Below are 21246 nucleotides of genomic sequence, written 5' to 3'. Positions count from 1 at the left end.
TAGATAATTCATAGGAAAAAATATGGGATTTAAGTGTGGTATCGTCGGTTTACCGAATGTGGGTAAATCAACTCTTTTTAATGCATTAACCAAAGCCGGTATCGAGGCGGCAAACTATCCGTTCTGTACCATTGAACCAAATACAGGTGTTGTGCCTATGCCGGATCCGCGTTTAGATGCCTTGGCGGAAATCGTCAAGCCGGAACGTGTATTGCCAACGACAATGGAATTTGTGGATATTGCAGGTTTGGTCGCAGGAGCAAGTAAAGGTGAAGGTTTAGGCAACAAATTCTTAGCTAATATTCGTGAAACGGATGCGATCGGACACGTGGTACGCTGTTTTGAGAACGACGATATCGTACATGTTGCTGGTAAAATCGATCCGTTGGATGACATTGATACCATCAACACCGAGCTGGCTTTAGCGGACTTAGACAGTTGCGAACGGGCGATCCAACGTTTGCAAAAACGGGCGAAAGGCGGTGATAAAGACGCAAAATTTGAACTCTCGATAATGGAAAAAATCCTACCGGTGCTTGAAAATGCGGGAATGATCCGCTCGGTGCCGTTAGATAAAGACGAGCTTCACGCCATCAAAGGTTATAATTTTCTAACCTTAAAACCGACCATGTATATTGCCAACGTGAATGAAGACGGCTTTGACAATAACCCTTATCTGGACAAAGTGCGTGAATTTGCCGCCAAAGAAGGTTCGGTAGTCGTGCCGGTGTGTGCGGCAATTGAAGCGGAAATCGCAGAACTTGAAGATGATGAAAAAATCGAGTTTTTACAAGATCTCGGTATTGAAGAGCCGGGCTTAAACCGCGTGATTCGCGCCGGCTATGCCTTGCTGAATTTACAGACGTACTTTACCGCCGGGGTGAAAGAAGTTCGCGCTTGGACGGTTTCCGTCGGTGCAACGGCACCAAAAGCGGCGGCGGTCATTCATACCGACTTTGAGAAAGGCTTCATTCGTGCCGAGGTCATCGCATATAACGATTTCGTGCAATATAAAGGTGAAAACGGGGCGAAAGAAGCGGGTAAATGGCGTTTGGAAGGAAAAGATTATATCGTTCAAGACGGCGATGTGATGCACTTCCGTTTTAATGTGTAGCAAAAAGGGGCGTAAGTAAAATACGCCCTTTGTGTTATAAGCAATCGGTCAACTGTTTTTGCTCGAATTCAAAGCCCGCATCCAACAGTTTTTTCGGCACAAGCGGTTGATTATCCAATAATAATTGCGAACGTTCGCCTAATACCCACCTTAACAGAAACGCCGGAGCCGTAAAGCAGGCAGGGCGTTTGAGCTTTTGGGCTAAGGTGCGGTTAAAGTCTGCATTAGTCGTCAACTGTGGCGCGACCAAATTAAATGCACCCCGACATTCGGCATGGTGTAGCAAAAACAAAATGGCTCGCACTTCATCATTCAGTGAAATCCATGCCCAATGTTGTTTGCCGCAGCCCAATTTACCCGCTAAACCGAGGCGATAAAGCGGTAACATGCGCTTTAATGCACCGCCGTGTTCTGCAAGTACCATGCCTGTGCGCACAAGGCAGACGCGTGTTTGCTCACTTTCTGCGGCTGATGCCGCCTCTTCCCATTGTCGGCAGAGTTGCGAGGCGAAGCCTGTGCCGCAAGCGGTCTGTTCGTCGTAAGATTTTGCAAACGGCAAATCGCCGTAAAAGCCCGTTGCCGAGCCTGAAATCAATGTGTGGGGCGGTTTATCGCCGGCTTGAATTAATTCAACCAATTTGCGGGTAATGTCCAAACGGCTTGAGGTCAGTTTCTGCTTTTGGGCGGGTGTCCAAGCGTTATCAAAAATCGGTTCGCCGGCAAGGTTGATAACTGCATCAAATCCATTGAGATTTTCAATATTTGCAAAATTTTGAATAAAAGTGACCGCTTGCGTATTGTGCATTGACCGACGCGTCAGAAGCGTCAGCCGATGACCTTGTTGTATCAGGGCTTTTGTCAGCACATTGCCGATAAAGCCGGTTCCGCCGGTGATGAAAATATGCATTAGAACGTACTCTCAAAAAGTTCGGTAATATGTTCGATCAATTGCTTAATCGGGGTGTTTTGTGTCGGTGTGATAAAGATAGTATCATCACCGGCAATGGTGCCGAGAATGCCTTCCGCTTTACCCATCGAGTCCAATAAACGGGCAATTAATTGCGCGGCACCCGGACTGGTGCGGATCACGATTAACGAGTTGTTATGATCAATATCGATTACTAAATTTTTCAACGGGCTGGAGGTGGTCGGCACACTTAATTCAGCAGGGAGTTGATACACCATTTCCATTTTCGTATTGCGGGTACGAACCGCGCCGAATTTGGATAGCATACGGGATACTTTGGATTGATTAATGTTGTCGAACCCCAGTTCGTGTAATGCGACAACGATTTCGCTTTGAGAGCTGAATTTTTCTTCTCGTAATAAGGATTTGAACGCTTCGGAAAGTGAATCGGCTTTTTCCACATGCCGCTCCTGTTTATGCATTTGGATTTTAAATTATGCAAAATTTTTGCGTATTTATGCAAATAAAGCAACTTTTTTTGTTGAAAATTTGCTATACGTCTCAAAATTACATTTTGCCGTTTGAATCTTCATTTCATTTTACATACACTGTCCGACATCCAGTTTTAACTTCAATCCAAGGAGAATTTTATGAAAGTAGCAGTATTAGGCGCAGCAGGTGGTATTGGTCAAGCATTGGCATTATTATTAAAATTGCAACTTCCAGCAGGTACTAACCTTGCGTTATACGATATTGCACCGGTTACTCCGGGTGTTGCGGTGGATGTCAGTCACATCCCGACACCGGTTAAAGCGGTCGGTTATAGCGGCGAAGATCCGACACCGGCATTGGAAGGCGCAAGTTTAGTGTTGATTTCGGCAGGTGTCGCCCGTAAACCGGGAATGGATCGTTCGGATTTATTTAATATCAATGCAGGGATCGTGCGTAACTTGATCGAAAAAGTGGCGGTGGTCTGTCCGAATGCGTGCGTCGGTATCATCACCAATCCGGTGAATACAACGGTAGCCATTGCCGCAGAAGTCTTGAAAAAAGCAGGCGTGTATGACAAACGTAAATTATTCGGTGTGACCTCATTGGATGTGTTACGTTCCGAAACTTTTGTTGCGGAGCTAAAAGGTAAAGATGTCAGCCGTGTTAAAGTGCCGGTAATCGGCGGTCACTCAGGCGTGACGATCCTTCCGTTACTGTCTCAAGCGCATGAAGAAGATAAGATTGATTTCAGTGCTGATGAAGTCGAGGCGTTAACGAAACGAATTCAAAATGCCGGTACCGAAGTGGTTGAAGCGAAAGCGGGCGGCGGATCGGCAACGTTATCGATGGCACAAGCGGCGGCACGCTTTGCCAATGCCGTATTGAAAGGATTAACCGGTGAAAAAGTGGTTGAATACGCTTATGTGGAAGGTCACGGCGAATACGCCCGTTTCTTCGCGCAACCGGTGCGTTTAGGCTTAAACGGTGTAGAAGAGTTACTTCCTATCGGCACACTCAGTGCTTACGAAGAAGCCGCAATTCAAGCCATGATTCCGACCTTAAAAGCGGATATCGAATTGGGTGAGAAATTCATTAACGGATAGTGCTTGAATTTCAAAGAGAAACTCGTATTATGTGGGCTGAAAACGTAGTGTGTTTTCAGCTTTTTTTATGTGTTTTAAAACCATCGGAGTAGGTTATGAAAAGATATGATTTTATTGCGATTCCGGCCATGTTAGCCGCATTGGCGGCTTGTAGCGGAGGGAAAAAAGTTGAAGCGATCAATGCTCCGTTAGACAACACCGTTGAGTTAAGGTCATCGGACAGTTTGCCGCCGAATGCTACGGCAGTGTGTTTTGATCGCACTTATTCTACCGTAACGGACGGTTCGGCTTGTTTAGGGCATGGTGGTACGATCAAAGAATTCAAGCGTTACCGTTCAAATTAAAAGATAAAAAGTAAACGGCAAAACATCAGATTTTGCCGTTTTTAGGGATAATATGGAATATATCGTTAACGTTAATGAAACGAATTTTAGTGAAGTGATCAATGCCACAGCGGAAGTGTCTGTGGTTTTTCATTTTATTTCACCGAGAGAACCCGCTTCATTGGAGATGGAAGCGTTATTTCGTCGTTTGGCTGATGAGTACCCGAAACAGTTTTTATTGGCGATCGTCAATTGTGACGAACAGCCGATGATTGCCGCACAATTTCGGGTACAAGCGGTGCCTTCGAGCTACTTTTTTGCAAACGGTCAACCCGTAGATGCGATCCGCGGTGTGCTGAGCGAACAAGAATTACGCATCCGCCTAGGGAATATTCTGCCGAAAGAAGAGGAATTGCAATTTCATCAAGCTCTCGAATATTTGGAGGCGGAACAATATGATCTGGCGTTACCTTTATTGAAATCGGCATGGGAATTAACGGAGAAGAAGAACAGTGACTTTGCTTTGCTTTATGCCGAAACCTACATTGCGATGAAAGAAGTGGCGCAGGCAAGAGACATTTTAGCGCAAATACCGATTCAAGATCGAGACAGCCGTTGGCAAGGGCTACAGGATCAGATCCATTTGCTTGAACAGGCGGCGGATTCACCGGAAATTCAGCAACTACAAGCCGATTATGCCAAAGCACCAACCCCGGAGATTGCGGTACAATTAGCGAATCAGCTTCATCAAGTGAAGCGGAATGAAGAGGCGTTATCGCTTTTATTCGAATGGCTGAAAAAGGATTTAACGGCGGGTAACGGGGAAATTAAAACCCAATTTTTAGCCGTTTTGTCTGCGATGGGCAATGCTGATCCGCTGGTGCCGAAATTCCGTCGCCAACTCTATTCTTTGCTCTATTAAGCGTATGACAAGCGGTCGGTTTGGGGCAAAATATTGCAAATGATGAAACATAGTTAGGACAATGATGATGAAAACAAAACATGCAAAATTATTAATTTTAGGTTCCGGTCCTGCCGGTTACACGGCTGCGGTGTATGCGGCACGGGCGAATCTCCATCCCGTTCTCGTAACCGGCATGCAACAAGGCGGGCAATTAACGACAACGAATGAGATTGAAAATTGGCCGGGTGAATTCGGGGAGATTACCGGAAGCGATTTAATGAATAAATTGCAAAAGCACGCAGAGAAATTCGAGACGGAAATTGTTTTTGATCATATTCACAGCGTCGATTTATCACAGCGTCCTTTTATCTTAAAAGGGGATTTTAATACTTTTACCTGCGATGCGTTAATCATTGCAACCGGCGCATCCGCCAAATATTTGGGTTTACCTTCCGAAGAAAATTATAAAGGACGGGGCGTATCGGCTTGTGCAACCTGTGATGGTTTCTTTTACCGTAATAAACCGGTTGCCGTTATCGGTGGCGGAAATACTGCCGTTGAAGAAGCGTTGTATCTTTCGAATGTGGCGTCGCAAGTACATTTGATTCACCGTCGCGATACGTTTCGCAGTGAGAAAATTTTGATCGACAGACTGATGAAAAAAGTGGATGAGGGTAAAATTATTCTACATACTCACAAGGTATTAGATGAAGTTCTTGGCGATGAGATGGGGGTCACGGGCGTTCGAATTCAATGTACTCAAACGGGTCAACACGAACAGATTACGCTGGACGGTGTATTTGTCGCCATCGGACATTCGCCGAATACGGAAATATTTAACGGTCAACTTGAATTGAATAGCGGATATATCGTGGTGAAATCAGGGTTGGACGGTAATACAACGGCAACAAGCGTGGAAGGAGTATTTGCCGCAGGAGACGTGATGGATCATCATTATCGTCAAGCAATTACTTCGGCGGGAACAGGCTGTATGGCGGCGTTGGATGCAGAGAAATTTTTAGAAAAACAGTCTTAATTCCCAAAAAAACAGAAAAGCCATGAGTTTTATGACTGATGGCTTTATATTTATTTTAAGGTTAAATTACTTTCACGTTTACCGCAGAAGGACCACGATCAGAAGCTTGGATTTCGAATTCTACTTTATCGCCGTCTTTTAAATTACGATAAGTACTTTCGCTGATAATGGCGGAAAAGTGCACGAACACATCATCACCACCTTGTTCCGGTGCAATGAAACCAAAGCCTTTGACGGAGTTAAACCATTTAACAGTGCCTGTTAATTTTGACATACGTTGTCCTTAAATAAAATGTAAAACAAGACGGCGATGAAAATATCATCGCCGGATAGGATTAGAGCATTTCTTGATCACAAAGGCAAATCAAATTTAATGATTTTTTACATAAGTTGAAATTTTATTGGGGTCTAAATGAAACTTCATTCCCGTATCTATAGACGCGGTTCGGTAAATAAAATATAGTAAGCACTATTTTTCTAACCTGAAATTAATCACTGGAAAATACTATGTCTGAGCAACAACAAGAAGTACAGCAACATCAAAAAACAGCATTAACCACGAAAGAAGTTATTCATTATTTAGTTGAAAAGTTTCCGCTTTGCTTTATTGCGGAAGGTGAAGCAAAGCCGCTTAAAGTCGGGCTTTTTCAAGATTTGGCCGACGCATTGACCGGGGACGATAAAGTCAGTAAAACCGCATTGCGTCAGGCGCTACGGGTTTACACGATGAGTTGGCGTTATTTGCATGCTTGTAAAGAAGGGGCGGTACGTGTCGGGCTAAACGGTGAAGAGGCGGGAGTTGTCGATGCGATGCAGGCGGAACATGCTGCACATTCGTTAGCTGAGGCTAAAGCGGCGTACTCCGAACGTAAAGCGCAAGAATTAAAAGAAAAACGTAAAGAGCAGCGGAAAGCCTTTTTTAAACAGCAGGCTCGTGAGCAGAACGCTAAAAAACGTGCCGAAGTTAAGGTTCGGCAAAATGCGCCTAAAGCTTCGTTAGAAAGCTTAACGGCATTAGAAAATAAATTCGGGAAAGGTAAAAAATAATCACCAATAGCCGATTTATTTTTAGGATTAATTAATCTAGGAATTGTATGAAGCGTAATAAATTAAGTTATCTCACCGGTTTAATAGCAGGGATATTTTCATTGACTTCTTTTGCTGTTGAACCTGACATTAAAGCGGAGGCACTTGTGCTTCCCCAACCGAATGAACAACATAGTTTATCGACTAAGCGTGTGACCGCACGTTTAACACAGTCTCATTATCATAAATTTCAATTGAATGATGAATTCTCAGAAAGAATCTTCGATCGTTATGTGAATTGGCTGGATGGTGCGCATAATACGTTTTTGCAGTCTGACATTGATGAGATGCGGGCCAAATATGCGACAAAATTAGATGATGAATTGTATGAGGGAAAATTAGATATCGCTTTTGCAATGTATGATTTGATGACAAAGCGTCGCTACGAGCGTTATAAATATGCCCTTTCGTTATTGGACAAAGAACCTGATCTGAAAGAAAAAGATCAAATTGAAAATGACCGTGAAAAAGCCCCGTTTCCTCAAACCACGGCAGAAGCTGATGAATTGTGGAAACAACGTGTTAAATACGACATTATTAATCTGTATTTAAAAGATAAAAAATGGCCCGAAATTAAGAAGACGTTAGTAAAACGTTATAATTTGTCTATCCGCCGTTTAACTCAAAATAAAGCGGATGATATTTTACAAACATATTTAAATGCGTTTGCCAGAGAAATCGATCCGCATACCAGCTACCTTTCACCGCGTGCTGCAAAACGTTTTCAAGAGAGCATGAATCTTTCTTTGGAGGGGATCGGTGCGACATTGGAGATGGAAGATGACGTCACAAAAATTAAATCCCTTGTACCGGGAGCACCAGCCGCCCGTAGCAAAAAATTATCGGTAAACGATAAAATCGTTGGTGTGGGACAATCGGCGGATAAAATTGAAGATGTTGTCGGCTGGCGTTTGGATGATGTCGTCGACAAAATCAAAGGGAAAAAAGGATCGAAAGTTTACCTTGAAATTGAACCGGCGAAAGGCGGGAAAAATAAGATCGTCACGCTTGTCAGGGATCAAATTCGTTTGGAAGACAGTGCGGCGAAATTAACGGTGAATAAAATCGACGGTAAGAATATTGCGGTTATCAAAATTCCGGGTTTTTATATCGGATTAACTAAAGACGTGCGTAAATTGCTTGACGAAATGAAAGCCAAAAAAGCGGACGGTTTGATTATCGATTTGCGTGAAAATGGCGGCGGTTCATTAACGGAAGTTGTGGAATTAACAGGACTTTTCATTAAAGAAGGACCGGTTGTACAAGTTCGCGACGCTTTTAATCGGATTAAAGTGCACGAAGATCCGGAACCGAATGTGGCATATAAAGGTCGCGTTATGGTGATGATTAACCGTCATAGTGCATCGGCTTCAGAAATTTTTGCCGCTGCAATGCAGGATTATAATCGGGCGATAGTGGTAGGACAGCAGTCGTTTGGTAAAGGAACCGTGCAGCAAAGCCGCTCTTTAAATTTCGTTTATGATTTGGATCAAGAGCCTCTCGGCTTTATTCAATATACGATTCAAAAATTTTATCGCATTAATGGCGGTAGTACACAACTGAAAGGTGTTGAAGCGGATATTCGGTTCCCTGAAATCATAAATGCAGAAAAAACCGGTGAAAGTTTTGAAGATAATGCGCTACTATGGGATAAGATTCCGGCAGCGACATACGCTGAAGCGGGTAATGCACGCAATGTTGTTACGGAACTGACTAAGAAGCATGAAGAACGTATTGCTAAAGAACCGGAGTTTATTACTTTAAATGAAGACATCGCAATCAGTAAAGAACGTGATGAACGTAAGTTTACTTCATTGAATTTAGAGGAACGCATGCAAGAAAACAATGCGGATGAAGCCAAACGCTTGAAGGACATTAATGCCCGTTTCAAACGTGAAGGTAAAAAAACGTTGAAAAATATTGAACAATTACCGAAAGATTATGAAGCGCCCGATTTTTTCTTAAAAGAAGCGGAGCATATGATGGTCGATTGGTTACAAATTGATAAAAAATAACAAAATCGTTTATAATGTATCGATTTTAGCAGACCGCAGTCGTGACAAGCGGTCTGTTTTATTGAATTTTTTACAGATCGGATTCTTATTACATGAAAGCACTGAAGTTTTTTCCTTTTATTATGCTATCGAGTGTCGCCATCGCGGAAACTGCACCGGCTATAGAGGTTTTATCTGATTCGGTTGCGGCGAAAACATCCGCCACGACCGATTCCGTATTACCTCAATTCAGCTTTGAAGCGCAACAAGCGAGAGCGAAAGAGCTTGCAAAGCAAGCAGAATACGCAATTCAGTTACAAGAGGAAAAACGTATTGCCGCAGAAAAATTAGCTGCAGCACAAGCCCGTCTTCAACAAGAAATCGGAAATAACCGATTGCTTTTAAGTGCGACTACCGCAAAAGTGTATTTAGATCACGATTTTTCCCCGTTATGGCGGGATAAAACGGCGGAGAAAATATTCTTGAAGGAGTACGCCGTTTTTGCAGCCAGCGGTGTGTCGACAAAATCAGCCGGCGCATTACAACAAATTTTGAATACCGAATCCGGTTTTGCACGTGATATTTTATTAACGGATAGTTTTCTTGATTACCTTTATTACAGCAAAAACGTCGAAAAAAATGCAAATCAATGGTTGTATAACTTAGGCAGTTATCAGCCGAAAGCGCCTGCAGAAGAACTTATCCACGCGTGGAACGGTACGGTTAAAAGCGGTTCGTCCGCCCAATTTGTGTCAAATTTAGTACCGCGTAATCATGTTTATCAGGAGACGGTTCAGCAATTATTTTTGATGTCTCCGCATGGCAGTGTGACGAATACGGAGAAGAAATCAACCAAACGGAAAAAATCGAAAGAGGCTGCGCAACAAGCTCAATCCGGCGGAAATACGTCATTTACAAAATTAGCGTTAAATGCACAACGTTTACGTTTAATTCCAAGTTTTAATAACGGTATTTTTGTGAATATACCGAGTTACCAACTTTATTATTTTCGTGACGGCAAATTGACATTACAGTCAAAAGTGATTGTCGGGCGGGATGATCGCCGCACCCCGGTGATGTACAGTAAGCTCAGTAATGTGGTGGTTAATCCGCCTTGGAATGTACCGGCAAGCATTAAGAATAAAGATCTCGTACCTAAAATGCGTAAAGATCCTAGTTATGTAGAACGTCGCGGTTATGAAATTATTGACGGTAATGGAAATAAAGTGAATCCGTATAACATCAATTGGGCGGCTTATGATAATCCGACTAAAAATTTCCCTTACCATATACGCCAAAAAGCAGGAGATGACAGTGCGTTAGGGCGTTATAAGTTTAATATGCCGAGTTCGGATGCTATTTATTTACATGATACGCCTAACCGAGAGCTGTTTAATAAAAATGATCGAGCATTGAGTTCCGGATGTGTCCGAGTTGCAAAAGCGGATGAGTTGGCAACATTATTATTAAAAGAAGCGGGGTGGTCAGAACAGAAAAAGGCGAACGTATTAGGTAGTAAAAAAACAACGTCAGCGCGAATTCATTCGGATAACCCGGTATATTTGTATTATGTGACGGCATGGGTTGAAGACGGTCGAGTGTATTCTTTACCGGATATTTATCGTTATGATACGAAAATTCCGGCAGTCTCATTTGACTGGAATAAACTCAAAACTGTGATCTAATTCATAAATTTACAAAATTCCGAGAGGATTACCTTGCTTCTCGGAACTTTATTTTTTATAACTCTACTAACGGAGACAAAATGATTTATTACAGGAAACTAAGAGGAGGAGCCAGTGATAAATCATCATTTTAAATAATGAGGAAAATAATGGAGCAACCAAATTTACAACGTCGTAGATGGCTTTCTTTGGGAGGTATTATGCTGGGAGCAAGCCTTCTGCCAAGTTATGTACAAGCTATTGTTTCTACACCTAAACCCCTTCTTTTCCGTATGAGAAGTTTAAATACCGGGGAAAAAGTCGTTGTCCCTTATATGCCGACAGGCTTTGCCGGTGCAACATTAAATAAACTAAATCATATCATGCGGGATCGCCATACAAACCAAGTTCGTACAATCGATCCGAGATTGTTTTTTAAGCTTACCCAAATTCAAGCACGTTTAGGTTCCCGTAGTTCGGAAATCTTAATGTTAAGCGGCTATCGCTCTGCCCAAACCAATGCAAGGATGCGTCGCCGTAGTCGTGGAGTTGCAAGTAACAGTTATCACATTCTAGGCAAAGCAATTGATTTTCGTATTGAAGGTGTGCCGTTAGCCCGTATCCGAGCCGTTGCAGAGAGCTTGAATAATGGCGGCGTAGGATTTTATCCACGGAGTAATTTTGTGCATGTAGATACCGGACCGATTCGCACTTGGCGCGGTGTGTAATTGCGATATAGATTATGTTTAATTTACAAATTATTCCGGTCAGTGCATTTCAACAAAATTGCAGCATCATTTGGGATGAACAAAAAAATGCGGCAATTATTGATGCGGGCGATGAAGCACAAAAAATAATCAAATTTGTTGAAGAACATCAGCTTCATGTGCGAAAGTTACTGATAACACACGCCCATTTAGATCATATCATGGCGGTTGACACATTAAGAACACATTTTAATGTTGAGGTGTTTGGTTCTCAACGGGAGGATTGCCCCCTATTTGAGATGCTTCCACAAATTTGTACCAGTTATGGTTTACCTCCGGTAAATGCTTTTCTTCCGGATCATTGGTTGGAAGAAGGGGACGAAATTGAAGTAGGTGCTTTAAAATTCCACATTCGTCATCTTCCCGGTCATGCTCCCGGTCATATTGGCTTTTTTGATTTTCAAGATCAAATTGCGTTTACCGGTGATGTGTTATTTCAAAATAGTATCGGAAGGACGGATTTGTATCAAGGCAATTTTGATCAGCTTATCCACAGTATTCGGACTAAACTCTTTGATTTAGCAGATGATTTCATCATTATCCCCGGTCATGGCGCTCATACAACAGTCGGGCGCGAGAAGAAAAACAATCCCTTTTTAAAAGAAGTGTAAGTGAATGAATAACATTAAATCTTTATTTTTTATTATTGTGAGTTTTACCCTCACGGCATGTTCTTCTTCGATTAACCCTGAAACCGGGCAACGCAATGATCCGTTGGAAGGATTTAACCGTGCTATGTGGAAAGTCAATTATGACTATTTGGATCCTTATGTCCTTGAACCGGTAGCTAAAGGTTGGCGTGATTATGTCCCGAGTCCGGTAAAAACAGGCCTGGTGAATGTCGCAAATAATTTGGATGAACCGGCAAGTTTTGTGAACCGGTTATTGGAAGGAGAAGGACAAAAAGCAATGATCCACTTTACCCGTTTCTGGTTTAACTCTATTTTTGGTTTAGGCGGTTTGATTGATTTTGCCAGCTTAACGGATGATTTGAAATTAGACAACGGTCGAAGAGAATTTGGTGATACCTTGGGTAGCTATAATGTACCGACGGGGCCTTACGTTATGCTTCCGGCTTATGGGCCGGCGACACCGCGTCAAGACTTGGGGCGACTCGTTGATACGACATATCCTGCTCTTTCATTATTAACCTTCCCGTGGGGATTAACGAAATATGTTGTACAAGGCGTTGATTCAAGATCAAAACTTCTCGGGCAGGAATCATTGTTAAAACAATCACAAGATCCCTACACGACTTTCCGTGAAGCCTATTTTCAAAATTTAGAATTTAAAGTGAAAGACGGTAAGACGGAAAATGATGACGGAAAAGAAATACTTTCCGAAGATGAACTGAAAAATATCGATTAACTTAAGTTTATCTAAACAATAAGTTGTGTATGAAATCGAATTAACGAAGAAAGGTGTAATAAGAAATTAGTTGCTAAGAAGTGGCTTAAAGCCTGTATAGTACAAGACTTTAAGCCCTATTTTTGAAAATATGAACAAGAAAACTATCTTTTCTTGCCCTAAGTCATCATCACTAATCTTCTTTTGAGTCTTGCATTTGCCCTTCTGTATCCCTTTCTTCCGATTTGATCATTGCTCCTTGAATGGTTTGCTGGATTTCGACGGAAATCAATCCTCTCAAAAGCTCTTCGGTCGTTTGAACTTTACTGACGACACTATTACCTTGTTCATCAAAATAACCTTGATCTTTCAATGTATTACTGACAGTTGAAAACAGTATTTTGTCGAAAAATTCCGGTGCATTGATACCGTGCAATACCGAGAGTCGCTGTGCAATAAAGCGGCTCTCTTTTTCCATATTGTTACGGCTGATTTCGGGGTGCTCAAGCAGAATACTTAAGCTGATATAATAACGTTGCAGTAATTCTCTGATACCTGCGGAATGCAGCTGTAATGCACGAAGGCGACGACGGTTAATCACAAACATATCGCTTTCGTTTTTAATCAAGCCTTGATGGGTGAATTCGCTCAGAATGGCTTCAATATGCGGACGGACTTCGCTTTCTTCAAAGTGCAGGAAAAGTTCCGCTTTTAAGAACGGATAAATCCGTTTGACGCTTTGCAAAATAAGATCTTTCGAAACCGCTTCGTGATGCAACACAATGCTGGCAACCAATGACGGTAATACGAAAAGGTGCTGAATATTATTGCGGTAATAGGTCATCAATACCGCAGATTGTCGTTCTAATCGAATAATTTCACCGAAATTGTCTTTTTCCGAAATCACGCCGGAACGCGGTAAAGTCAGTACATGACTGAGCATCTGTTCCGCCGAATCGTTCGGTATTGTCACATCCGCTGAATAAGGCACATGTTTGAACAGTTGAAGATAGCTTTCCACTTGTTCAATTAATTGTTCGCGCGTCAACGCACGTTGACGCGAAGCAAGCAATACCGAGCCGATTAAGTTCTTGGCATTGACGGCGGCGGCATTGTTAATATTGACCATAACTTGTTGGGAAACCAATTCAACCGCTGTGTTCAACCATTTCGGTTTGGCGCTGCTTTCTTTCCATTCCGGGAAATGCTGGTTCAGATAGGAGTTTAGTGAAATTGGTTCGCCGAAATTCACATAGCCTTGTCCTAAATTACGTAATTTTTTAATTACACGTAAAACCAAGCCGGCATTTTCTTTCTCTTTTTCTGCTCCACGCAATTCTTTTTCATAGGTATCGACTTCTAAAACATGCTCATAGCCGATGTAAACCGGCACGATACTGATAGGGCGGGTCAAACCGCGTTGTAAGGCTTGTAATGTCATCGACATCATGCCGGTTTTCGGTTCCAATAAACGACCGGTGCGTGAGCGACCGCCTTCGATAAAATATTCGACGGAATAGCCGCGGTAGAACAGTTCCGCTAAATATTCACGGAAAATGGTGGAATAAAGGCGGTTACCTTTAAATGTACGACGAATAAAAAAAGCCCCCCAGCTGCGGAAAATCGGTCCTGCCGGCCAGAAATTCAAATTGATGCCTGCGGCAATATGCGGAGGCACCAAACCTTGATGGTAAAGGATATAAGAAAGCAGTAAATAATCCATGTGACTACGGTGACACGGCACATACACTAATTCATGTCCTTCTAATGCCAATTTACGCACGCGCTCGGCATATTGTACATTAATCCCTTGGTAGAGCTTATTCCACAGCCAACTTAATAAACGATCGGCGGTTCTCAAACTTTCATGACGAACGTGAGCGGCAATTTCATCCAAAATTTTTTCGGCTTCTTTACGCGCTTTTTCAGGAGAGCCTTTCGGTTTTTGTGCTTCGTCCTCAATTGCGGCAACGATTGCCGGTGATTGAAGTAGTTTGTTAAACATTGCTTGGCGATCCGGCAATTGCGGTCCGGTTGCAGAATAACGTTGTTTGGCAAAGTGGATTTTGGCAACCCTAGCCAGTTTTTGCGCAATTTTTTCATCGTCTACGTGGTCTGAAATCATGTTGCGTAGTGAAACGGCTTGTGAAAAACGGACGAAATTATCACGTCCGAACCAAATCATCGTCACCAAACGTTGAAATGGTCCTAACAAACGTAATACCGGCAAGCCTTTTTCTTTACCGGGCGCACGCCCCCACAAAACGGAAACCGGAACGACTTGCACATTAAGGTTTTCGTCATGGCGGTTGAGATCCAAATAACGGTAAAAAACAGAAACGGTTTCGCTTTTGGCGCCTTTCGATTTAAAAAAGCGACGTCCTTCGTCTAAAAAGACGTAACGTGGTAGAGATTGCCCTTGAATGTAGTTTGACTGTAGTGGATCGGGCAAATTCAGGCTTCGACAGTTTTTTTGTAAGATTAATAAGTCACTTTGTGACGTATAAGGCAACACATAAACAATGGGTTGCTCCAAGTTAAGTGCCAATTCATTCACCGGGTCGGTCGGAATAGAACGGGATTTAACCAATAGAGAAAGCGGTAGATTCAAGATGGAATGATATAAACTCAATAAGCTTGCCATTTTTATATCCTTTTGAATAATTATGATCGGATTGGATTCGCCAAAATTTTATCATACATTTATTCTATAAATCCGCATTTATTTAGTTACAAAACACATTTCACTGTATATAATGTCAATATTTTCTGTATATAAAGACAGTGAGGATGAAATGAAACGTCAACATTTAACCGCTCGCCAGCAAGAAATTTTTGATTTTGTGAAAAATCATATTGAAACGACCGGAATGCCGCCGACACGCGTAGAAATCGCCCGTGAAATCGGCTTTAAATCGCCGAATGCGGCGGAAGAGCATTTAAAGGCGCTTGCCCGTAAAGGCTATATCGAAATGCTTTCGGGCACATCGCGCGGTATTCGTATTTTGGTTGATGATGAAGCTGCCAATGACGAAGAAGGTTTACCGCTTGTCGGTAAAGTCGCGGCAGGTTCGCCGATTATGGCGATCGAACATGTGGAAAGCCATTATCCGGTTAACGGCGCCATGTTTTCTCCGCACGCAGATTATTTATTGCGCGTAAACGGTAATTCGATGGAAAAAATCGGTATTTTGGACGGTGATTTGCTTGCCGTACATAAAACGAACAGTGTACGCAACGGGCAAGTCGTGGTTGTCCGCGTGGATGATGAAGTAACGGTAAAACGCTTGGAGAGAAAAGGCGAATTAATCTATCTTCATCCGGAAAATGATGATCTGAAAGCCATTGTCGTGGATCCCCGCACATCATTCATCGAAATTGAAGGTATTGCTGTCGGTGTGATTCGTAATAATGCTTGGATGTAAAAAGCCGTTGAAAAGCGTGGCGGAAAAATTCAAAATAGCGGGCGTTTTTTCAATGTATTACGATTAAAGAGAATAATGATGAATTTAGCAGAATTTCACCGAGAAATTGAACAAGTGTGGGCGCAGATTGAAGAGCAGCTTGACGAACAAGGCTGTGATGTTGATTGCGAAACACAAGGTGCAGTGTTTACCATCACGTTTGATGATGATTCACAAATTGTGATCAACAAGCAAGAGGCAATGCAAGAACTTTGGCTGGCAAGTAAACTCGGCGGTTTTCATTTTGCCTATCGGGATGGTGAATGGTTAAGTTCTGAAGGTCGCTCTTTCTGGATTCATTTAGAAGAAGCCGTTGCCCGTCACGGAGAAACAGCTTCTTTCGCTTAATGTCAGCCTCAAATACCGCCAAAGCCAAAGAAGTTTTACATAACGTCTTTGGCTATCAATCTTTCCGACAAGGTCAATCCGAAGTGATTGATGCTGTGTTATCGGGTAACGATTGCCTTGTCATTATTACCACAGGGGGCGGAAAATCACTCTGCTATCAAGTACCCGCCCTTTGTTTAGACGGCATTACTTTGGTGGTTTCTCCGCTTATTTCACTCATGAAAGATCAGGTCGATCAGTTATTGACCAACGGCATTGAAGCGGCGTATCTCAATTCGACACAAACGTTAGAAGAACAACAAGCCGTCGAACAAAAGGCGCTGTCGGGGCAGTTGAAATTATTGTATTTGTCTCCCGAAAAGGTGATGACATCCGGATTTTTTCATTTCATTGCACATTGTAAAATCAGCTTAATCGCCGTGGATGAGGCTCACTGTGTTTCTCAGTGGGGACACGATTTCCGCCCTGAATATACGTTATTGGGCGGTTTGCGAAAAACCTTTCCGAACATACCGCTTGTCGCGTTAACGGCAACCGCCGATCCGACAACCCGAACCGATATTATCCACCACTTGAAATTGTCTGATCCGCATATCTATCTAGGCAGCTTCGATCGCCCGAATATTCGCTATACCGTTCAAGAAAAATTCAAACCGATTGAACAACTGGTAAAATTTATTAGCGGGCAGAAAGGGAAAAGCGGCATTGTATATTGCAACAGCCGTAAAAAAGTGGAAGAAATCACCGAAAAGTTATCGGCTCGCCATTTTTCCGTGATGGGTTATCATGCCGGTATGACAATGCAACAGCGTGAAACGGTGCAGAACGCCTTTCAGCGGGATAATATTCAAATTGTCGTTGCCACGGTAGCATTCGGAATGGGGATTAATAAATCGAACGTCCGTTTTGTGGTGCATTTCGATTTGCCGCGCAGTATCGAATCCTACTATCAGGAAACCGGGCGGGCGGGGCGTGATGATTTGCCTGCCGAAGCATTGCTATTTTATGATCCTGCGGATTACGGCTGGCTGCACAAAGTCTTGGCGGAAAAACCGGAAAGCGAACAACGCCAGATTGAGCAACACAAACTTCAGGCAATCGGTGCGTTTGCCGAATCACAAACCTGTCGCCGCTTGGTATTGCTGAATTATTTCGGCGAGTCCCGCCAAACGCCCTGTAAAAATTGTGATATTTGTTTGGATCCGCCCAAAAAATATGACGGTTTAATCGATGCACAGAAAGTGATGTCGGTGATTTATCGAACCGGGCAGCGGTTCGGCTTACACCATGTGGTTGCCGTATTGCGCGGGTTGAATCAGCAAAAAATCCGCGAACATCAGCATGATACGTTATCCGTCTACGGTATCGGCAAAGATAAATCGCAGGAATATTGGGTGAGTGTGACCCGCCAACTGATTCATTTAGGGTTTATCCGCCAAAATATCGTGAATCATTCGGCATTGCAGTTAACCGAAGAAGCGCGCCCGATTTTACGGGCGGAAATCGGTTTGGAACTGGCGATGCCGCGCATCGGTTTTTCCTCAACGGCATATATTCAGAAATCGCAAAGCAGCCGGCATTATGATAAAGATCTGTTTGCCCGCTTAAAATTTTTGCGCAAACAAATTGCGGACAAGGAAAATATCCCGCCTTACATTGTATTTAACGACGCAACTTTGCAAGAAATGGCGGAATTTTTACCTGTGACTGAAGACGAGATGTTGGACATTAATGGTATAGGCGAGCGAAAATTAGAGCGCTTCGGCCCGCCGTTCCTCGACTTAATCAGAGAGCATATGAACATCCGACGCGAATACAAGCGGTGACTTCGGGCGGTATTTTTGCAAATTGTTTGGCAAAACAGACCGCTTGTTAGCGCTGTAATCCTTTCAAAATCGCACAATCCGATTTTTCATTACCGCAACAGGAGCGGTTCCAATTTTGTAATAAATTCAACATCGCTTGTAAATCGGCAATCTTATGCTGCAATTCGATAATGTGCTGCTCGGTCAATCGTTTGACATCACGGCTTGCCCGATTCGGATCATCATTTAACTTTAATAATTCGCCGATTTGTTGAAGGGAAAAGCCGACTTTACGGGCATTGCTAATAAAATGTAATCGTTCCAGCTCTTTTTCCGAATACAGACGGTAACCCGACTCACTGCGCTGAGCGTGCGGTAACAATCCTGCTTTTTCGTAATCCCGAATCTGTTTGGCGGTTAATCCCGACAATTTTGCTGCTTGGCTGATATTCATAACACTTGACCTTCACCTAGGGTAAAGGTTTATTATGCACTCAATTTATTCAAACGCAAAAGGGAAATAAAATGACAACCATCACATTACAACTTGACGGATTACATTGCGGCAATTGCGTGAAAAGTGTGGATAAAGCCTTACGAGAATTACCGACAGTCCGTGATGTACAAATTGATTTGGCGACCCAAACCGCTATTATCGACAGTGAAGAACAGGCAAAAACCTTGATTGATGCCATTGTTGATATTGGCTTTGAGGCAAAAGAGGCATAGCCATGGCACAAGAGCAACAATTTCTGCTCAACGGCTTGCATTGTGCGGCTTGTGTACGCCGTGTAGAAACGGTTATCGGAAGATTGGCGGACGTGGAATATGTGTCGGTTAATTTAGCCGATCAAACCGCCTTTGTACAAGGTGATGTTACGGCAGATTCCGTGGTACAAGCGGTGACGAAAATCGGTTTCGGTGCAGAATTGTTAGAAAGTGAAGAGATTCGTCGAGCCAAGCAGCAAGCCCAAACGTTAGCGACTTTAACCCAAAAACGTCGTCAGTTTATTGTCGTATTATTGGTGGGTGGCTTATTGATGGTATACGGCATGGTATTCGGTATGTCACCGACCGTAGAAAATCGTCCTATTTGGTTAGCTTGGGCATTCGTGACACTCGGCACGATGTTTTTTAGTGGTAAGCACTTCTTTATCGGGGCGTGGACAAGCTTGAAACACCGGGCGGCGACAATGGACACCTTGATTGCGATTAGCACGGGCGTTGCCTTTCTTTATTCGTTGTATTTGACGCTGTTCCCTCAACCCCATTCCCATTTATACTACGAAGCCAGCGTGATGATCATCGGCTTTCTCAATTTAGGCAAATATCTGGAATTGAAAGCGAAGCAGCGTTCATCTCTCGCCTTAGAAAAATTGCTGGATTTAGCGCCACAACAAGCGGTCATTTTTGACGGAGAAATTGCAAAAACGATTTCAACGAAAGGGATAAAACCCCAAATGCGAATCCAAGCCTTAACGGGGGATCGCTTTGCAGTGGACGGCGTATTGCAAAGCGGTTCATTGTGGGTGGATGAATCCATGCTGACGGGAGAAGCCTTACCCGTTGAAAAACGAATAGGCGATAAAGTGCGGGCCGGCACCATTGTGCAAGACGGTGCGGGAATTTATCTTGCCGAACAAGTCGGTTCACAAACGGCATTAGCTCGGATTATTTCTGCCGTCCGCCATGCACAATCATCTAAACCACCGTTAGCAAAATGGGTGGATAAGGTCGCCGCCGTTTTTGTGCCGACGGTGGTCACGATTGCCTTACTCAGTGCGTTAATTTGGTTAGCATTAGGTCAAGATTTTGCCTTTGCCTTATCCATTTTCACCACGGTATTAATTATTGCCTGCCCTTGTGCGTTAGGATTAGCCATTCCACTCTCTACCATTGTCGGTGTCGCTCGTTCCGCCGAGTTTGGGGTGTTGGTTCGAAACATTGAAGCACTACAGGCGAGCAGTGAACTTGATACGTTAGTCTTTGATAAAACAGGGACGCTCACAACAGGTGAAATGCAGATAACGCATATTGAAACCTTTGGCGATAGCCGCGTCGATGATGTGCTTCGTTTAGCCAAAAGCCTTGAGCAGCAAGCCTCTCACCCGATAGCCAAAGCGATTGTGAAATATGCGGAATATTTACCGAGCGAGGAAATCAGCAATGTACAAATTGCGAAAGGACAAGGGATTTCTGCTTTACGGGGAGAAGATGAAATTCGGGTCGGTAATCCGCATTTTGCAAATTTTTCCGTGAAACAGACCGCTTGTCATCACGTAGGAACACAAGTTTTTGTTGCGGTAAACCGTAAGACGATTGGCGTAATCTATTTGCAAGATCAACTTCGTCCCGAAAGTCAGGCGGTTATTGCTCAATTCAAAGCACAGGGTTATCACTGTGTGATGCTGACAGGTGATCGCCAAGCTACAGCGGAATATTACGCAAACACATTAGGTTTAGATGAAGTGATTGCCGAAGTCCTACCCGAACAAAAAGCTGAGCAGATCATCAAGCTCCAACAACAAGGCAGAAAAGTCGCCATGATTGGCGATGGAATCAATGATTCCCCCGCTCTCGCACAAGCCAATGTCGGTATTGCGATGCACAACGGTAGTGAAATTGCGGTGGAAAGTGCGGATCTTTCTTTGATGCAATCCGGTTTACAGCCTTTGGCTGAGATTTTGCCGTTCTCAAAACGTGTCGTACAAAATATGAAACAGAGCTTAGTCGGCGCATTTATTTACAACATTGTTGCGATTCCGATTGCCTGTGGTGTGCTTTATCCGTTCACCGGCGGGTTATTAAACCCGATGATTGCGGCGGTTGCGATGGCATTATCGTCAGTGACTGTGGTACTCAATAGCCAACGACTACTAAAATAGAAAAAAC

21 protein-coding genes are annotated in these 21246 nt (G+C 43.3%); 16 read left to right on the top strand and 5 right to left on the bottom strand.

What is annotated here, in order from left to right; all coding sequences use genetic code 11:
• Positions 1 to 22: 22 nt before the first annotated feature.
• Entirely contained in the window at positions 23 to 1114 is a 1092-nt protein-coding gene (gene ychF / locus ACEYKX_RS05565; RefSeq protein WP_373767340.1) for a redox-regulated ATPase YchF, read from the top strand.
• 34 nt (positions 1115 to 1148) lie between these two features.
• Here ychF and ACEYKX_RS05560 read toward each other — a convergent pair whose 3' ends face one another.
• Both ACEYKX_RS05560 and argR read right to left on the bottom strand, forming a co-directional pair.
• Positions 1149 to 2021, bottom strand: coding sequence for a TIGR01777 family oxidoreductase (locus tag ACEYKX_RS05560; protein WP_373767339.1), 873 nt, complete (start codon positions 2019 to 2021; stop codon positions 1149 to 1151).
• Complete coding sequence (argR, locus tag ACEYKX_RS05555) at positions 2021 to 2482, bottom strand: transcriptional regulator ArgR (protein ID WP_373767386.1); 462 nt, start codon at positions 2480 to 2482, stop codon at positions 2021 to 2023. Before argR ends, ACEYKX_RS05560 begins: the two co-directional genes overlap by 1 nt.
• Positions 2483 to 2671: 189 nt before the next feature.
• Between argR and mdh the strand changes: the two genes are divergently transcribed.
• From mdh to trxB, 4 genes are all read left to right on the top strand, one after another.
• The gene (mdh, locus tag ACEYKX_RS05550; protein WP_373767338.1) at positions 2672 to 3616 is read left to right on the top strand and encodes a malate dehydrogenase; all 945 of its coding nucleotides are present in this window, start codon (positions 2672 to 2674) and stop codon (positions 3614 to 3616) included.
• Between the two features lie 95 nt (positions 3617 to 3711).
• Positions 3712 to 3960, top strand: coding sequence for a hypothetical protein (locus ACEYKX_RS05545; RefSeq protein ID WP_373767337.1), 249 nt, complete (start codon positions 3712 to 3714; stop codon positions 3958 to 3960).
• A 52-nt stretch (positions 3961 to 4012) separates the two neighbouring features.
• A complete protein-coding gene (locus ACEYKX_RS05540; RefSeq protein WP_373767336.1) occupies positions 4013 to 4861 on the top strand; it encodes a co-chaperone YbbN in 849 nt (282 codons plus the stop codon).
• Between the two features lie 64 nt (positions 4862 to 4925).
• Positions 4926 to 5879 carry a thioredoxin-disulfide reductase gene (trxB, locus tag ACEYKX_RS05535; RefSeq protein WP_373767385.1) on the top strand — a complete coding sequence of 318 codons (954 nt, stop codon included), beginning with the start codon at positions 4926 to 4928 and terminating at the stop codon, positions 5877 to 5879.
• Between the two features lie 61 nt (positions 5880 to 5940).
• Here trxB and ACEYKX_RS05530 read toward each other — a convergent pair whose 3' ends face one another.
• Complete coding sequence (locus ACEYKX_RS05530) at positions 5941 to 6153, bottom strand: cold-shock protein (RefSeq protein WP_373767335.1); 213 nt, start codon at positions 6151 to 6153, stop codon at positions 5941 to 5943.
• Positions 6154 to 6386: 233 nt separating this feature from the next.
• Here ACEYKX_RS05530 and proQ point away from each other — a divergent pair, with 233 nt between their 5' ends.
• The 6 genes from proQ to ACEYKX_RS05500 all read left to right on the top strand — a co-directional run bounded on the left by proQ (position 6387) and on the right by ACEYKX_RS05500 (position 12758).
• Positions 6387 to 6926 carry an RNA chaperone ProQ gene (proQ, locus tag ACEYKX_RS05525; RefSeq protein WP_373767334.1) on the top strand — a complete coding sequence of 180 codons (540 nt, stop codon included), beginning with the start codon at positions 6387 to 6389 and terminating at the stop codon, positions 6924 to 6926.
• Positions 6927 to 6973: 47 nt separating this feature from the next.
• Positions 6974 to 8980 (top strand): carboxy terminal-processing peptidase, encoded by a 2007-nt coding sequence (gene prc, locus ACEYKX_RS05520; RefSeq protein ID WP_373767333.1) that lies wholly within the window; start codon positions 6974 to 6976, stop codon positions 8978 to 8980.
• A 92-nt stretch (positions 8981 to 9072) separates the two neighbouring features.
• A complete protein-coding gene (locus ACEYKX_RS05515) occupies positions 9073 to 10644 on the top strand; it encodes a L,D-transpeptidase family protein (protein WP_373767332.1) in 1572 nt (523 codons plus the stop codon).
• A gap of 149 nt (positions 10645 to 10793) precedes the next feature.
• Complete coding sequence (locus tag ACEYKX_RS05510) at positions 10794 to 11351, top strand: YcbK family protein (protein WP_373767331.1); 558 nt, start codon at positions 10794 to 10796, stop codon at positions 11349 to 11351.
• Between the two features lie 14 nt (positions 11352 to 11365).
• On the top strand, positions 11366 to 12001 hold the full coding sequence (locus ACEYKX_RS05505) for an MBL fold metallo-hydrolase (protein ID WP_373767330.1): 636 nt from the start codon (positions 11366 to 11368) through the stop codon (positions 11999 to 12001).
• A 4-nt stretch (positions 12002 to 12005) separates the two neighbouring features.
• On the top strand, positions 12006 to 12758 hold the full coding sequence (locus ACEYKX_RS05500) for a VacJ family lipoprotein (RefSeq protein ID WP_373767329.1): 753 nt from the start codon (positions 12006 to 12008) through the stop codon (positions 12756 to 12758).
• A 172-nt stretch (positions 12759 to 12930) separates the two neighbouring features.
• On the opposite strand, the gene plsB is transcribed toward ACEYKX_RS05500, so the two are convergent.
• Entirely contained in the window at positions 12931 to 15381 is a 2451-nt protein-coding gene (gene plsB / locus ACEYKX_RS05495; RefSeq protein WP_373767328.1) for a glycerol-3-phosphate 1-O-acyltransferase PlsB, read from the bottom strand.
• Positions 15382 to 15532: 151 nt separating this feature from the next.
• Between plsB and lexA the strand changes: the two genes are divergently transcribed.
• The 3 genes from lexA to recQ all read left to right on the top strand — a co-directional run bounded on the left by lexA (position 15533) and on the right by recQ (position 18375).
• Positions 15533 to 16162, top strand: a complete 630-nt coding sequence (lexA, locus tag ACEYKX_RS05490) for a transcriptional repressor LexA (protein ID WP_373767384.1) — start codon at positions 15533 to 15535, stop codon at positions 16160 to 16162.
• A gap of 78 nt (positions 16163 to 16240) precedes the next feature.
• On the top strand, positions 16241 to 16549 hold the full coding sequence (gene cyaY, locus ACEYKX_RS05485; protein ID WP_373767383.1) for an iron donor protein CyaY: 309 nt from the start codon (positions 16241 to 16243) through the stop codon (positions 16547 to 16549).
• Positions 16549 to 18375: an ATP-dependent DNA helicase RecQ gene (recQ, locus tag ACEYKX_RS05480; protein WP_373767327.1), complete on the top strand. Its 1827-nt coding sequence runs from the start codon at positions 16549 to 16551 to the stop codon at positions 18373 to 18375. The genes cyaY and recQ overlap by 1 nt, the downstream gene beginning before the upstream one ends.
• Positions 18376 to 18421: 46 nt before the next feature.
• Here recQ and cueR read toward each other — a convergent pair whose 3' ends face one another.
• Positions 18422 to 18808, bottom strand: a complete 387-nt coding sequence (gene cueR, locus ACEYKX_RS05475; protein WP_373767326.1) for a Cu(I)-responsive transcriptional regulator — start codon at positions 18806 to 18808, stop codon at positions 18422 to 18424.
• 71 nt (positions 18809 to 18879) lie between these two features.
• Here cueR and ACEYKX_RS05470 point away from each other — a divergent pair, with 71 nt between their 5' ends.
• Both ACEYKX_RS05470 and ACEYKX_RS05465 read left to right on the top strand, forming a co-directional pair.
• Positions 18880 to 19083: a heavy-metal-associated domain-containing protein gene (locus tag ACEYKX_RS05470; protein WP_373767325.1), complete on the top strand. Its 204-nt coding sequence runs from the start codon at positions 18880 to 18882 to the stop codon at positions 19081 to 19083.
• Between the two features lie 2 nt (positions 19084 to 19085).
• Positions 19086 to 21239: a heavy metal translocating P-type ATPase gene (locus tag ACEYKX_RS05465; protein WP_373767324.1), complete on the top strand. Its 2154-nt coding sequence runs from the start codon at positions 19086 to 19088 to the stop codon at positions 21237 to 21239.
• The last annotated feature ends 7 nt before the right edge of the window (positions 21240 to 21246 follow it).

The sequence above is a fragment of the Glaesserella sp. genome (genome assembly GCF_041817755.1).
Taxonomy (GTDB): Bacteria; Pseudomonadota; Gammaproteobacteria; order Enterobacterales; family Pasteurellaceae; genus Glaesserella.
This window is presented reverse-complemented; position numbering and strand designations above follow the sequence as displayed.